The sequence below is a fragment of the Streptomyces sp. NPDC046821 genome (assembly GCF_040645335.1).
Taxonomy (GTDB): domain Bacteria; phylum Actinomycetota; class Actinomycetes; order Streptomycetales; family Streptomycetaceae; genus Streptomyces.
On record NZ_JBEYYB010000016.1, the window covers coordinates 124,440 to 137,891 of the forward strand.

14 protein-coding genes are annotated in these 13,452 nt (G+C 71.6%); 6 read left to right on the forward strand and 8 right to left on the reverse strand.

All coding sequences use genetic code 11. The features are described from left to right. Positions 1-513 (forward strand): hypothetical protein, encoded by a 513-nt coding sequence (locus ABZ893_RS30295; protein ID WP_361410022.1) that lies wholly within the window; start codon positions 1-3, stop codon positions 511-513. Positions 514-612: 99 nt separating this feature from the next. Here ABZ893_RS30295 and ABZ893_RS30300 read toward each other — a convergent pair whose 3' ends face one another. Next, entirely contained in the window at positions 613-1,311 is a 699-nt protein-coding gene (locus ABZ893_RS30300; protein ID WP_361410216.1) for a hypothetical protein, read from the reverse strand. 233 nt (positions 1,312-1,544) lie between these two features. Between ABZ893_RS30300 and ABZ893_RS30305 the strand changes: the two genes are divergently transcribed. From ABZ893_RS30305 to ABZ893_RS30315, 3 genes are read left to right on the forward strand one after another with little or no spacing between them, the layout of a single operon-like run. Continuing rightward, positions 1,545-2,834, forward strand: coding sequence for a CBS domain-containing protein (locus ABZ893_RS30305; protein WP_361410024.1), 1,290 nt, complete (start codon positions 1,545-1,547; stop codon positions 2,832-2,834). Further along, positions 2,821-3,396 carry a DUF1003 domain-containing protein gene (locus tag ABZ893_RS30310; RefSeq protein WP_361410027.1) on the forward strand — a complete coding sequence of 192 codons (576 nt, stop codon included), beginning with the start codon at positions 2,821-2,823 and terminating at the stop codon, positions 3,394-3,396. The genes ABZ893_RS30305 and ABZ893_RS30310 overlap by 14 nt, the downstream gene beginning before the upstream one ends. Positions 3,397-3,439: 43 nt before the next feature. Beyond that, positions 3,440-4,573 carry an Mrp/NBP35 family ATP-binding protein gene (locus ABZ893_RS30315; RefSeq protein WP_361410030.1) on the forward strand — a complete coding sequence of 378 codons (1,134 nt, stop codon included), beginning with the start codon at positions 3,440-3,442 and terminating at the stop codon, positions 4,571-4,573. An 86-nt stretch (positions 4,574-4,659) separates the two neighbouring features. Here ABZ893_RS30315 and ABZ893_RS30320 read toward each other — a convergent pair whose 3' ends face one another. The 6 genes from ABZ893_RS30320 to sigE form a co-directional block, all read right to left on the reverse strand. Further along, positions 4,660-5,316, reverse strand: coding sequence for a hypothetical protein (locus ABZ893_RS30320; RefSeq protein WP_361410032.1), 657 nt, complete (start codon positions 5,314-5,316; stop codon positions 4,660-4,662). Positions 5,317-5,700: 384 nt separating this feature from the next. After that, a complete protein-coding gene (locus tag ABZ893_RS30325; RefSeq protein WP_361410034.1) occupies positions 5,701-6,153 on the reverse strand; it encodes a sec-independent translocase in 453 nt (150 codons plus the stop codon). A 281-nt stretch (positions 6,154-6,434) separates the two neighbouring features. Continuing rightward, entirely contained in the window at positions 6,435-8,381 is a 1,947-nt protein-coding gene (locus ABZ893_RS30330) for a trypsin-like peptidase domain-containing protein (protein ID WP_361410219.1), read from the reverse strand. A gap of 104 nt (positions 8,382-8,485) precedes the next feature. Continuing rightward, positions 8,486-8,662, reverse strand: a complete 177-nt coding sequence (locus ABZ893_RS30335) for a hypothetical protein (protein WP_361410037.1) — start codon at positions 8,660-8,662, stop codon at positions 8,486-8,488. A 649-nt stretch (positions 8,663-9,311) separates the two neighbouring features. Beyond that, entirely contained in the window at positions 9,312-10,232 is a 921-nt protein-coding gene (locus ABZ893_RS30340; RefSeq protein ID WP_361410040.1) for a zf-HC2 domain-containing protein, read from the reverse strand. Beyond that, the gene (gene sigE / locus ABZ893_RS30345) at positions 10,229-11,002 is read right to left on the reverse strand and encodes an RNA polymerase sigma factor SigE (protein ID WP_361410043.1); all 774 of its coding nucleotides are present in this window, start codon (positions 11,000-11,002) and stop codon (positions 10,229-10,231) included. Before sigE ends, ABZ893_RS30340 begins: the two co-directional genes overlap by 4 nt. Before the next feature lie 147 nt (positions 11,003-11,149). On the opposite strand from sigE, the gene ABZ893_RS30350 reads away from it, so the two are divergent. Then, on the forward strand, positions 11,150-11,848 hold the full coding sequence (locus ABZ893_RS30350; RefSeq protein WP_361410222.1) for an O-methyltransferase: 699 nt from the start codon (positions 11,150-11,152) through the stop codon (positions 11,846-11,848). Between the two features lie 160 nt (positions 11,849-12,008). On the opposite strand, the gene ABZ893_RS30355 is transcribed toward ABZ893_RS30350, so the two are convergent. Beyond that, entirely contained in the window at positions 12,009-12,176 is a 168-nt protein-coding gene (locus ABZ893_RS30355) for a DUF3117 domain-containing protein (RefSeq protein WP_003966491.1), read from the reverse strand. 315 nt (positions 12,177-12,491) lie between these two features. Here ABZ893_RS30355 and ABZ893_RS30360 point away from each other — a divergent pair, with 315 nt between their 5' ends. Further along, positions 12,492-13,295: an enoyl-CoA hydratase-related protein gene (locus ABZ893_RS30360; protein ID WP_361410046.1), complete on the forward strand. Its 804-nt coding sequence runs from the start codon at positions 12,492-12,494 to the stop codon at positions 13,293-13,295. Positions 13,296-13,452 lie beyond the last annotated feature (157 nt).

Below are 13,452 nucleotides of genomic sequence, written 5' to 3' on the forward strand. Positions count from 1 at the left end.
ATGACGGAAACGCTGCTCGACCAGGCCCTCGTCGAGGAGGCCACCAAGAAGTCTGGCCTCATCTGGGTACGGGGTGCTTCCGGCCCCGAGCGCGCCCTCTGGCACGTGTGGCACGAGGGCGCCGCGCACCTGGTCGGCGACGGACCCGGCGAGCAGCCGCTGCCCGGCCTGACCGACGGCGGCCCCGCGACCGTCACCGTACGCAGCAAGGACAAGGGCGGCCGCATCGTCGGCTGGACGGCCACGGTCGCCGAGCTGGCGCCGCACTCCCCCGAGTGGGAGGCGGCCGTCGCCGAGCTGAAGGGCAAGCGCCTGAACGCGCCGGACGGCGAGGCGATGCCGGAGCGCTGGGCACGCGAGTGCCGGGTGGTCCGCCTTCAGCCCACAGGGACCACGGTGCCGGCGTCGTCCGAGTCGGCGGCCGCGGCACCGCTCGCGACCCCTGCCACCACGCGCCGAGAGGCCCCGGCGGCCCTCCCCCGACTGCTTATGCGCCGCAAGCGGCGGAAGTAGCGGGCCGGGACCCGGGGGCGCTTTCCGCCGTCACAAGCCCGACCCGGGACCGAAAGGGGCCGCCCCTTGAAACAGCCCGCCTCCCTGCACAATCCCGCCTCAGGACTCCGGAAGCTGCGCCCCGTAGTCCACCGTGTCCGCATCCGCGGGCTCGCTGAGCGCGAAGTCCTTGCCCCAGTCCGACAGTTGGAGCGTGCCCGCGCCGCCCCCGCGCTTCAGGCTGAGCGGGTACGGGCTGCCTTCGAGGGAGACCGCGAGCGTGCCGCCGGCGCCCTTGTCGCCGGTGAGTTCGACCGTGCGTACGCCGCTGACCGAGCCCCGGTCGCCCTTGGACACCTTGCCGTGCAGCGCGAGCAGGCCGTCCAGGAGGGCGCCCTTGACGGTGAAGCCGCTCAGGCGCTGGTAGGCCGGGTCGCCCTGCGGAACCTTGACGTACTTGTCGTCGAGCTTGTCGGCGGCGGAGGAGCCCGCCTGCGACGTGGAGCCCGAGCCCTTGGCGTCCTGATGCGTCCAGAACTCCGCGTCGGCCTTCAGGAACAGATGCTCACCGACCCGCAGCAGCCGGAACGTACGGCCTTCAGTGGTCACGGAACCGCTGCCGCCCTCGTCCTTGAGCCGCATGTCGATCTTGTACGAGTTCCCGCCGCTGACCACCGTGCCGGAGAGCCGGACGGCCTTTGCGCCCTGCGCGGCCTGGACGGTACGGCTCTGGATCTTCGGGGCCGACAGCTTGCCGAGCCCGTTCGTACCCGCGTCCGGATCCGCCTCCCCGCCGCACGCCGACAGGCCCAGGCACATCAGGCCCACCAGGGCGATCCCACGGGTTCGGCGGCGGGCCAGGGGAAGTACGGTCACGGCGCGCGCTACCTCTCGTACGACGGCTTGCTCGGCGGCAGAACGGCAGCGTACCCGGGTCACGCAAGCAGAGCGGAGCCCGCCAGTCCGTATCAGCGCAAAGGCGGACAGGAGCACGACGGGCTAGCCTGAAACACACCTTCTGGATGAATACGGATGCAAAGGAAGCGCGGCACATGGCGGCAGGCGCCCCCCGGATCTTTGTCTCGCACCTCTCCGGCATCGCCGTCTTCGACCCCAACGGCGACATGGTGGGGCGCGTACGCGACCTCGTCGCCATGCTCCGCGTCGGCCGCCGCCCGCCCCGGCTGCTCGGCCTGGTCGTCGAACTGTCCACGCGCCGCCGCATCTTCCTGCCCATGACGCGCGTGACCGGCATCGAGTCCGGCCAGGTCATCACCACCGGCGTCCTGAACGTGCGGCGCTTCGAGCAGCGGCCCACCGAGCGGCTCGTCCTCGGCGAGATGCTCGACCGGCGCGTGCGGCTCGTCGGGTCGGACGAGGAGGTCACGGTCCTCGACGTCTCCGTCCAGCAGTTGCCGGCCCGCCGGGACTGGGAGATCGACCGCGTCTTCGTCCGCAAGGGCAAGGAGAGCGCGTTCCGTAGGTCCAAGGGCGAGACGCTGACCGTCGACTGGTCGGCCGTCGACGGGTTCTCGCTGGAGGAGGAGGGGCAGGGCGCCGAGAACCTCCTCGCCACGTTCGAACAGCTGCGCCCGGCCGACCTCGCCAACGTCCTGCACCACCTCTCGCCCAAGCGCCGCGCGGAGGTCGCCTCGGCCCTCACGAACGAGCGGCTCGCGGACGTCCTGGAGGAGCTGCCGGAGGACGACCAGATCGAAATCCTCGGCAAGCTCAAGGAGGAGCGCGCCGCCGACGTCCTGGAGGAGATGGACCCGGACGACGCCGCCGACCTGCTCGGCGAGCTGCCCGAGGACGACAAGGAGCGCCTGCTCGCGCTGATGCAGCCGGGCGACGCGGCCGACGTGCGGCGCCTGATGGCGTACGAGGACAAGACCGCGGGCGGTCTGATGACGACCGAGCCGATCGTGCTGCGGCCGGACGCGACCGTGGCGGACGCGCTGGCCCGGGTCCGCAACGCCGACCTCTCCCCCGCCCTGGCCGCCCAGGTGTACGTGTGCCGGCCGCCGGACGAGACGCCCACCGGCAAGTACCTCGGCACCGTGCACTTCCAGCGGCTGCTGCGCGATCCCCCGTACACGCTCGTCTCGTCCATGGTCGACGACGACCTGCAGCCCCTGGCCCCGGACGCGGCGCTGCCCGAGGTCGCCGGGTTCTTCGCTACCTACGACATGGTCGCTGCGCCCGTGGTCGACGAGAGCGGTTCGCTGCTCGGGGCGGTCACCGTGGACGACGTCCTCGACCACATGCTGCCGGAGGACTGGCGCGAGCAGGAGTTCCATCTGGCGAACGGTGAGGCGGAGGTGGCCCATGGCACCGGCTGAGCGGGAGCGGGACAGCCGCGCCGAGACCGCGCGGGCGCCGCGCTTCCGGCTGGACCAACCGCTCCCACCACGCCGCAAGCTGCTGCCCGACTACGACCCCGAGGCCTTCGGGCGCATGTCGGAGCGGATCGCCCGTTTCCTGGGGACGGGCCGCTTCATCGTCTGGATGACGGTGATCATCATCCTGTGGGTGGTGTGGAACATCGCCGCTCCGGGTTACCTGCGCTTCGACCAGTACCCGTTCATCTTCCTGACCCTGGCCCTCTCGCTCCAGGCCTCGTACGCCGCTCCGCTCATCCTGCTGGCGCAGAACCGGCAGGACGACCGGGACAAGGTCAACCTCGAACAGGACCGCAAACAGAACGAACGCTCGATCGCGGACACCGAGTACCTCAGCCGTGAGGTCGCCGCCCTGCGGATCGGTCTGGGCGAGGTCGCCACCCGTGACTGGATCCGCTCGGAGCTCCAGGACCTGCTCAAGGAGCTGGAGGACCAGCGCGTCTCGTTCCCGCCGCGCCCCGCGCGTGACCTCGCGCGCGGACGTGACGCAGACGACCGCTGACAGCCCTTTCCGGACCATGGTTACCGCGCCGTACTATCGGCGTATGGCTACGGAAGACGCGGTGCGCGAAGCACTGGCGACGGTGAACGACCCTGAGATCCAGCGACCCATCACCGAGCTGGGGATGGTCAAATCGGTGGAGATCGGCGCGGATGGCGCGGTCGCGGTCACCGTGTACCTCACGGTCTCCGGCTGCCCCATGCGCGACACCATCACGAAGAGTGTGACCGACGCCGTCGCGGCCGTCGAAGGCGTCACCCGCGTCGACGTCACGCTGGACGTCATGGGCGACGAACAGCGCAAGGAACTCGCCGCGGCGCTGCGCGGCGGCACGGCCGAGCGCGAGGTCCCCTTCGCCAAGCCGGGCTCGCTGACCCGCGTGTACGCGGTGGCGTCCGGCAAGGGCGGCGTCGGCAAGTCCTCGGTGACGGTGAACCTGGCGGCCGCGATGGCCGCCGACGGACTGAAGGTCGGCGTCGTCGACGCCGACATCTACGGCCACAGCGTGCCGCGGATGCTGGGTGCCGACGGGCGGCCGACCCAGGTCGAGAACATGATCATGCCGCCGTCGGCGAACGGCGTGAAGGTCATCTCGATCGGCATGTTCACGCCGGGCAACGCGCCGGTCGTGTGGCGCGGCCCGATGCTGCACCGCGCGCTCCAGCAGTTCCTCGCGGACGTGTTCTGGGGCGACCTGGACGTGCTGCTCCTCGACCTGCCGCCGGGCACGGGTGACATCGCGATCTCCATCGCGCAGCTCGTCCCGAACGCGGAGATCCTCGTCGTGACGACGCCTCAGCAGGCGGCGGCGGAGGTCGCCGAGCGGGCCGGTTCCATCGCCGTGCAGACCCACCAGAAGATCGTGGGCGTCGTCGAGAACATGGCGGGCCTGCCGTGCCCGCACTGCGACGAGATGGTCGACGTGTTCGGCACGGGCGGCGGCGAGCGCGTCGCCGAGGGCCTCACGCGGACGACGGGCGCGACGGTGCCGGTGCTCGGCTCCATCCCGATCGACGTACGCCTGCGCGAGGGCGGCGACGAGGGCAAGCCGGTGGTCCTGACCGACCCCGACTCCCCCGCGGGTTCGGCGCTGCGCGCCATCGCCGGCAAGCTGGGCGGCCGCCAGCGCGGCCTGTCGGGCATGTCGCTGGGACTGACGCCGCGTAACAAGTTCTGAGGGCCTGAGATTTTCGCCCCTTAAGGGGCGCGGGGAACTGCGCGACCGGCCACAACCGGCCCGCAGACAAACCGCGCCCCCGCGGGCTACGCGTACGCGCCGATGTCCTTGATCATCGAGAACCCCAGCCCGTACGCACTCATCCCGCGCCCGTAGGCGCCGAGGTGCACACCTTCCTGCGTGGACCCGGCGAGCACCCACCCGAACTCGGACTCGCGGTAGTGGAACGGCGTCGGAACGCCGTCCACCGGCAGGGACAGACTCGTCCAGTCCTCGCCCTCAAGATCGTCCGCGAGCGTCCACGCCGTCTCGGTCTGCTGCTCCAGCCAGTTCTCGCGCAGGATGTGGTCCATCTGCCCGGGCCAGGTGACGTTGAGCAGGCCGACCCCGGCGAGCCAGGCCGCCGAGGACACCGACGTCGCCTCCAGGACACCCGTACCGTCGGCGCTGCGCCGCACGGGGTTGGCGGCGACGGTCACGACGACCGCGAACCGCTGCTTGTCCTCGGTGCCGTCGTTGCGCACGGTGGGCTCGTCGCCGTGCCCGATGGAACCGTGCTCCACGGCACCGTCCGCCGAGGTCCCGACCTGCGTCAGCCAGCGCGGCCCCGCGAACGCCTCGTCGAGGCCGTACCAGGCGAAGGGCGCCAGCAGGTAGCCGTCGACCGTGCGCCGGGCCGTGAGGGCCTCGGAGGCCCCGTTCGCCGTTGGCGCCTGCGCGCCCACCCGACTAGTCGTCTCCATGTTCCCGGCCGCCTCTCGCTCCAGTCGGACCGCGACGGCCCGCCCCCCTCGGACGTGCGCCGTCGATCCGCGCAACAACAAGGCAGGATGCCACACCCGCCTCTCGGCACCGCCTATCCGCCTGGTCCAAAAGGCGGGTCGGCCCGGGTGCCGGAGGGGGTGGGTGGGGCGGGTGGGGCTGCTGGGACGGGTGGGGGCGGTGACGTGCGGCGGGGCGCGGGGTGGCACGAAAGGGTGGCGCCGGGTACGGCTGGTGGGGCATCACGCGCTGAGGGCGACGCGTCAGGATGCGTCGCCCTCGGGGGGTCGCGGTGCGGTCAGGTTGTACGGGTGCCCGGTGACCGCGACGCGGTCAGAATGCGTAGCCGTCGGATCGCGGCAGCGTCACGTCGCGTCGGCGTCGAACGGCGGGTGGTCGTCGCCCGCCGGCTTCTCGGGCCGCTTCTGCATGTCGATCTTGCCCGGAGCCGAACCGGACAACGCCGAGGAAGACGAGGACGAGGACGAACCGTCGTCCGTGCTCTGCACGGCCTCCGTGACCTCGGCCATCTCCTTCTTCAGGTCGAAGCCGTTCCGGATCTCCTTGAGCCCGAGCTCGTCGTTGTCCAGCTGCTTGCGGATGAAGTTCTTCGGGTTGAGGTCCTCGAACTCGAAGTCCTTGAACTCCGGACCCAGCTCCTCACGGATGTCCCGCTTCGCGCTGTCCGAGAACTCCCGGATCTTCCGGATCGTGCGCGTCACGTCCTGGATGACCTTCGGCAGCTTGTCCGGACCGAAGACGAGCACGCCGAGGACGATGATCGTCAGCAGCTCGGGTAGGCCTATGTCGTTGAACACCTTGCGCTCCTAGCGTGTCCTCAGGCCCGCAGCTGGTCTCCGTGGCAGGTCTTCCGGGTTCCGGACCGGGTCCACGGTACCCGGCGTTCCTGTCCGTCCGGTAGCCACAGGGCTACGTCTCGGTGCAGCGGTCACGCAAGCGCTTGCCGTCGGGGCGCTTCCGGGGCCTCTCGGGCGTGTCGCCGGCACCCCTCCGGGGCCCGCCGAAGGTGATGGCGAGCCCCGCTCAGCACCGGTTTCCACCCGGCTTTCCGCCCGGTTTTCCGCCCGGTCAGTTACCGTCAGTTGCCGTCCGCGGAGCCCAGGACGAGGGTCACGTCGTGCTCCTTGCCACCGCGCTGCATGGTCAGGGCCAGGTGGTCGCCGGGCCGGTGGGCCCGGATCCTGACGATGAGTTCCTCGGCGGAGTGCACCGGCAGACCATCAACGGCGGTGATGACGTCACGCGCCTTGATGCCGGCCTTGGCGCCGGGCCCGCCCGCGCTCAGCGGGGAACCGCCGTTGTTTCCCTTCGCGGCGACGCGGGCGCCGTCGCCCGAGTAGTTCATGTCGAGCGTGACGCCTATCACGGGGTGGGTCGCCCGGCCCGTGTTGATCAGCTCCTCGGCAACGCGCTTGGCCTGGTTGATCGGGATCGCGAACCCGAGGCCGATCGAACCGGCCTGGCCGCCCTCGACGTCCGAACCGCTGTCGGCGGACCGGATGGCGCTGTTGATGCCGATGACGCGGGCCTGCGAATCGACCAGCGGTCCGCCGGAGTTGCCCGGGTTTATGGGCGCGTCGGTCTGGAGCGCGTCGACGTAGCTGATGTCGCTGCCGTCGCCCTTCTCGCCGCCGGCGGTGATGGGCCGCTCCTTGGCGCTGATGATGCCGGAGGTCACGGTGTTGGCCAGGTCGAAGGGGGCGCCGATGGCGACGACGGGGTCACCGACCTGCACGTTCTCCGAGTTGCCGAGCGCCAGGGGCTTGAGGCCGTGTACGCCGGTGACCTTGACGACGGCCAGGTCGTAACCGGAGTCGCGGCCTATCACCTCGGCCTTGGCGGTCTGGCCTCCGCTGAAGGTGACGGTGATGTCGCCGCCGCTGCCGCCCGGTTCGACGACGTGGTTGTTGGTGAGGATGTGTCCGTCGGAGTCGAGGACGAATCCTGTGCCGGTGCCCTGGGCGGCGGAACCGCTGACGTGGATCGTGACGACGCTCGGCAGGGCACGGGCGGCGATCCCGGCCACGCTGCCGGGGGCACGCTTGGTGGACTCGGGCCCGGCCTGCGGCAGATTCACGTCGGCGGTGGCCCCGTCACGCTCGAGGTAGGTCCCGACGACCCCACCGATCCCACCCGCGACGAGCGCGACGGCAACGGTCCAGACGACGAGCAGCCGCCGCCCCCGCTTGTTCTTGCCTTGCACCCGATCCACAGGCGCAGGCGCGGCCCAAGGGTCATACCGCTGCCAGGGCCCTCCGGGCGGGGCCGGGGTGAGGGCGGGGGCGGCGTGGACCTCCGCCGGCTGCTGGGGCTGAGCGTGGGGCTGGGGGTGAGGCTGGGGCTGGGGGTACGGCTGAGCGTGGGGCTGGGGCTGAGGGCGGGGCTCGGGTGCCGGGTGCTGGGGATACGCGTTGGCCTGGGATATGGGACCACCGACGTACGGCGGCGGTACCTGCGTCCCGTGGGCGGTGCCCTGCGCAGGCATGGCGGCAGCCGGATGCTGAACCGGCGGCGCAGGCGCCCAGGGACCAGGCTCGCCATAGGGCGGCGTGCCATAAGGATCAGGAGCATGAAGCGGCCGCGGCCGCGGGGGTTCCGATACGACCTGCTCAACGGTCACGGGCTCACCGGAGACGGCACCATCAACGGCCGACGCGGGGTCCCCGGAAGCCTCATCAGCATCCACACGCCCGACGTCACTCGCGGCCACACCGCCATCGACGAGACCGCCTCCAGAACCGGCCACAGCCCCACCGACGGCGGCAGCCGCCGACTCCGACGCGTGCGCAGACACTGCCTCAGGCGAAGCAACAGGCCCAGCCGCAGCCTCAGCACCCGGCGCAGGCACCGGCTCAGCCGACGGGCCAGACGCAGGGACAGGCGCTGCCGCAGACGCGGAGGAAGGCGCGGGCTCGGTCGCTGCCGCAGACGCAGGGGAAGGCGCGGGCCCAGGCTCAGCCGCAGGCTCAGCCGCAGGCGCGGGCGGAAGCGCAGGCTCAGCCGCAGGCGCGGGCGCGGGCGCGATCTCAGCCGCTGCCACAGACTCAGGGCCGGTCACGGCCTCAGCTCCAGGTACGGCAGACGTCGGCTCTGGCGCAGACGCCGGGGCAGGAGCAGGAGCAGGCGCTGTCACATGGTCAGCCGCGCGCGCAGAGACAGGGGCAGGATCAACCCCGAGCGCAGGCACCGGCTCAGGCTCAGCCAGTTCAAAGTCGCCGTCATGACGAGGCCGCTCACGCGGTTCATCGCCCGATGCACCGCCCAGCTGATCACGCTCCCCGGAACCTCCGACACCGCGCCGCCCATCGAGCGTCCTGGCGCTCTCAGACACCTCAGCGCCCTGTGCGCTCGCGAGCGCCCCGGCACCCTCAGACGACCCGACAGCCTCAGACACCCTGGCGCCCTGCCGCCCCTCAAGCACCCCGGCACCGTCAGAACCTTCGGCCCCACCAACAACCTGGGCACGCTCAGACGCCTCAGCACCACCGACTCCCTGGGCACCCGCAAGCGCCCCGGCGCCCTCATGCACCTCAGCGCCCCGGCCTCCCCCAGACACCCCTGCATCCTCAGGCGTTCCGGTTCCGTCAGGCACCCCGGCGCCCTGCGCACCCCCGAGCGCCCCAGCACCCTCGGACCGGCCGCCGCCCCCAGCGCCCTGGCCTCCCTCAGACACCGCACCCTCGAGTGCCCCGGCGCCCTCACCACCCCGCACGCCAGAACCTTCGTCACCCGGCGCGCCAGAATCGGCCCCGTCACCGCGCGGAGCGCTGGGCTTCCCCTCGTCCATGTCCGCCGTTCTCCCCACACCTGGCCCGCGGCAACGTCCCGCGGGCAGCCACACGGCGATCGCCGCGTTCGGATCGCCCGTCGGCGTCGCGCCCCGGGATCGCCCGGCGGCCGCGGCCGCTCACCCGGCGATTCAACCAGGTTCGCGGACCGGCGCGCAGGCGGCAGGTCAGCGGGCGGCGGCCGTCGACGTACCGGTCGGCGGCGCCACGGAGGTCGCTGCGGGGCTTTCCGCGCCGGGCAGCGGCAAGGAGGGGACGGCCGCCGCGGGACGTATCAGCGGAGACAGAGGGGGCGTCCCGCCGAGGAGCGAGGCGGCTACCGGGTACACCGCGCTCTGCGCGCCCGGCTGCGTGGCCATGCCGGACAGCAGGGGCGCGCCCGCGCCGGTCGCGGCGACCTGCTCAGTCAGCGGGGTGTCCGCCCCCTGGCCGAGCATCGTCGTGAGGTTCCGGCGGCGCTGGCCCTCGGTCGATGACGCGGCGACGCCGGCCGTCTGCGTACGCAGCGGCGTCGCGTTGCTGCCGGAGCCCGCGCCCCGGCCGTCCCCGCCACCGTCGGACGGCATCCCCGTGGAGACTCCGCCGAGCGCGATCGCGGCCAGCGACACCGCACCGGCCGCGGCGAACGCGAACCGGCGCCCGCGCGAGGCCGCCCGGTCACTGTCGCTCCGGCCGACCTCATGGATACGGAAGCCGCGCTCCGTGGTGGGAGCGCTGGAAAGCATCGGGTCGTAGCCGAAGGGCTCGGGGTCTACTCCGAAGACGCCGTTCCCGAAGCCTCGGCCGCCGAGTCCGCCCCCGCCGAAGGGGGTGCCAGGGCCCTCTGAATCGCCGCCTCCCCCGGGGAGCCCCTGGAGACGGGCCAGGAAACTCTCGGTCGGAGGCGGGGGTGCCGCCTCGGCGAAGACACTTTTCAGGCGTCGCTGCGCGTCGGCCTCGGCCTTGCACCTGGAACAGGTGGCCAGGTGGGCGAGGCCCCGCTCGCGGGCGTCATGGCCCAGCTCGCCGTCGACGAGGGCGGCGAGCCGGTCTCCGAGATGGTGCTCGGAGAGGTGCCGCCCCGCGGGGTCGGGACGTGATCCACTCACGCGGTCGCGCCCCCTCCTCCAAGCGCCGGAACACCCGTGGCCGCGAGCGAACGACGCTCGGCGCGGGCCTCGGGAGACCGGTGCTTCAGGGCCTTGCGGAGCTGGGAGCGCCCGCGGTGGATCCGGCTGCGGACCGTACCGAGCTTGACGCCCAGGGTCGCCGCGATCTCCTCGTAGCTGAGGCCCTCGATGTCGCAGAGCACCACGGCGGCACGGAATTCGGGCGCGAGGGTGTCGAGCGCCTGCTGGACGTCCGCGTCGAAGTGGGTGTCGTGGAAGACCTGCTGCGGCGACGGCTCACGGCTCGGCAGCCGCTCCGCCGCGTCCTCGCCGAGGGCGTCGAAGCGGATGCGCTGCTTGCGGCGCACCATGTCGAGGAAGAGGTTCGTGGTGATGCGGTGCAGCCAGCCCTCGAAGGTGCCGGGCGTGTACGTCGACAGCGAGCGGAAGACGCGGACGAAGACTTCCTGGGTGAGGTCCTCGGCGTCATGCTGGTTGCCCGTGAGGCGGTAGGCGAGGCGGTAGACGCGGCCGCTGTGGGTGCTGACGATCTCCTCCCAGGTCGGGGGAGTCCACGCCTGCGATTCCGCATCTGCGGCAAAGGTCGCGGTCTGCGCGGAACGGGCGGCGTAGGAACGGTCAGCGGTGTCGGTCACGGATTTCGGCTCACCCGCCGACCTGAGAAAGCGCCGCAGCACTCCTCCCCGATCCACAGGCGCAGCCGCACCTCCCCTGTCGGCTCTGGTGGTGTCCAGTGGAGCCCCTACCATAGCCACCTCGCCCGTTAGCTCCGGATAAGCGTTTTTACCGAGATTTGCCTCGGGGTGTCCCGCCCCCCGATTCCTCTGTCGATCCACCGGCCACCCCCGCGCTCATTCCCGCTCCGTTATCCCCTGCCCTCCTAAACGCCCGGTCCCATCTGCGAGTTCCCGCCACCAACGGATACAGTCACGCGCAGGCAACCACGGGGACAGGAGAGGGCCATTACCGGCAACCGGCAGACGAGCTGGGCGTTCGCCGACGCGTTTGTCGCCGAGGACGACGCGCTGCGCTGGGCCCGCGACCGGGCCCGGGAAGCCGGCTGCCGTCCGGTGTCGCCCGGCGCGGGCGCCGCGCTGCGGATGCTCGCCGCCTCCGTGGGCGCCAAGGCGGTGGCCGAGATCGGCACGGGGACCGGGGTGTCCGGCATCCATCTGCTGCACGGCATGAGGGCCGACGGCGTCCTGACCACGGTGGATCCGGAGCCGGAGCGGCAGCAGTTCGCCCGGCAGGCGTTCCGCACGGCCGGTTTCGCCAGCAACCGGGCGCGATTCATCCCGGGACGGGCCCTCGACGTACTGCCGCGGCTCGCGGACAGCGGGTACGACCTGGTGTTCTGCGACGGCGACCGCACCGAGGGGCTCGACTACCTCGCTGAATCGTTGCGGCTGCTGCGGCCGGGCGGGCTGGTCTGTTTCGAGGGCGTCTTCACGGACGGGCGGACGGTCGATTCCGGCCCCCAGCCTGTGGAGGTTCTGCGGATGCGGGAGCTGCTGCGTGCGGTGCGCGAGGCGCAGGACCTGGTGCCGTCACTGCTTCCGGTCGGCGACGGCCTGCTCTGCGCCGTCAAGCGCTGACGTAGCTCTGGCATAGCGGTGACCTAGCGCTGACCTAGCTCCGACGCCCGCCCCGGATCTCTCCCAGAACCCTGAGATCAGGGCCCTGACCTGCATATATACGACTGCCCCGGCACCGCTTGCGGTACCGGGGCAGTCGACAGGTATGGTCGCTTCCGCGTCAGCCGACGACCTTCTTGAGGGCATCGCCGAGTGCATCGGCCTCGTCCGGAGTCAGCTCGACGACAAGCCGACCGCCGCCTTCGAGCGGAACGCGCATGACGATGCCCCGCCCCTCCTTGGTCACCTCGAGCGGGCCGTCGCCCGTCCGCGGCTTCATGGCCGCCATGCTCGTTCCCCTTCCTGAAACCAGCTCATCGCAGCCGACAACCCAGGTGTCACCGGCATCGAACACATTGCTTCTTGGCCATTATCCCGCATCGCGGGACCCGATGACCAACTTCGGTCGGCATCCCTTGCACAACGCGCTCAGGCAAAACCACGCAATTCGGCGGTGGGGCTGCGATACTCCGCCACCTTCACGACTCCTCCGGGGCCTATTTGTTTGACGCAGGTCACATGCGCGGCCCCCGGCCGCCGACCGTGATCTCCGTCATGCTGGGCGCAGACGACCACCGAGAGCCGTACGAGTTGGAGGGGATCCATGGCCGACAGCGTTCTCTACGAGGTGAGCGACGGGCTCGCGACGATCACGCTGAACCGCCCCGAGGCGATGAACGCGATGAACACCGAGGCCAAGGTCGCCTTCCGGGACGCGGCGCAGGCCGCCGCGGCGGACGGTGCGGTGCGGGCCGTGCTGCTGACCGCCGCCGGTGACCGGGCGTTCTGTGTGGGCCAGGACCTGAAGGAGCACGTCGGTTCGCTGATGGCGGACCGCGAGGCGGGCACCGGCCGCACGATGAGCACGGTGCGGGAGCACTACAACCCGATCCTGCGGGCCCTGACGCAGATGGCCAAGCCCGTCGTGGCCGCGGTCAACGGCGTCGCCGCGGGTGCCGGCTTCGGCTTCGCGCTCGCCGCCGACTACCGGATCGTCGCGGACACGGCGTCCTTCAACACGTCGTTCGCGGGCGTCGCCCTGACCGCGGACTCGGGCGTCTCGTGGACGCTGCCGCGCATCGTCGGCCCCGGCCGCGCGGCCGACCTGCTGCTGTTCCCGCGCCAGGTCAAGGCGCAGGAGGCGTACGAGCTGGGGATCGCGAACCGGATCGTTCCGGCCGCCGAACTGGCTGAGGAGGCACGGAAGTTGGCGCGCTCGCTGGCCGAGGGCCCGACGGTGGCGTACGCGGCACTGAAGGAGTCGCTGGCGTTCGCCGCCGGTCACACGCTGGACGAGTCCCTCGACAAGGAGGACGAGCTCCAGACACTGGCGGGCGCCTCCGAGGACCACGCGATCGCAGTCCAGGCCTTCATCGCCAAGGAGAAGCCGAGGTACCTGGGCCGGTAGTCGGCCGGGGGGCCTGGGCCGGGCCGACAGTCGGTCTGCCGCGGGTCGACAGCCGGCCCACCACACGGCCGATGGCGGGTCACCGTCGACCCGCCGCAGGCCGATCTCCGGTCCGCCGGGGGTCGACAGCCGGCCCATCGCCGGTCCGCCGCAGGCC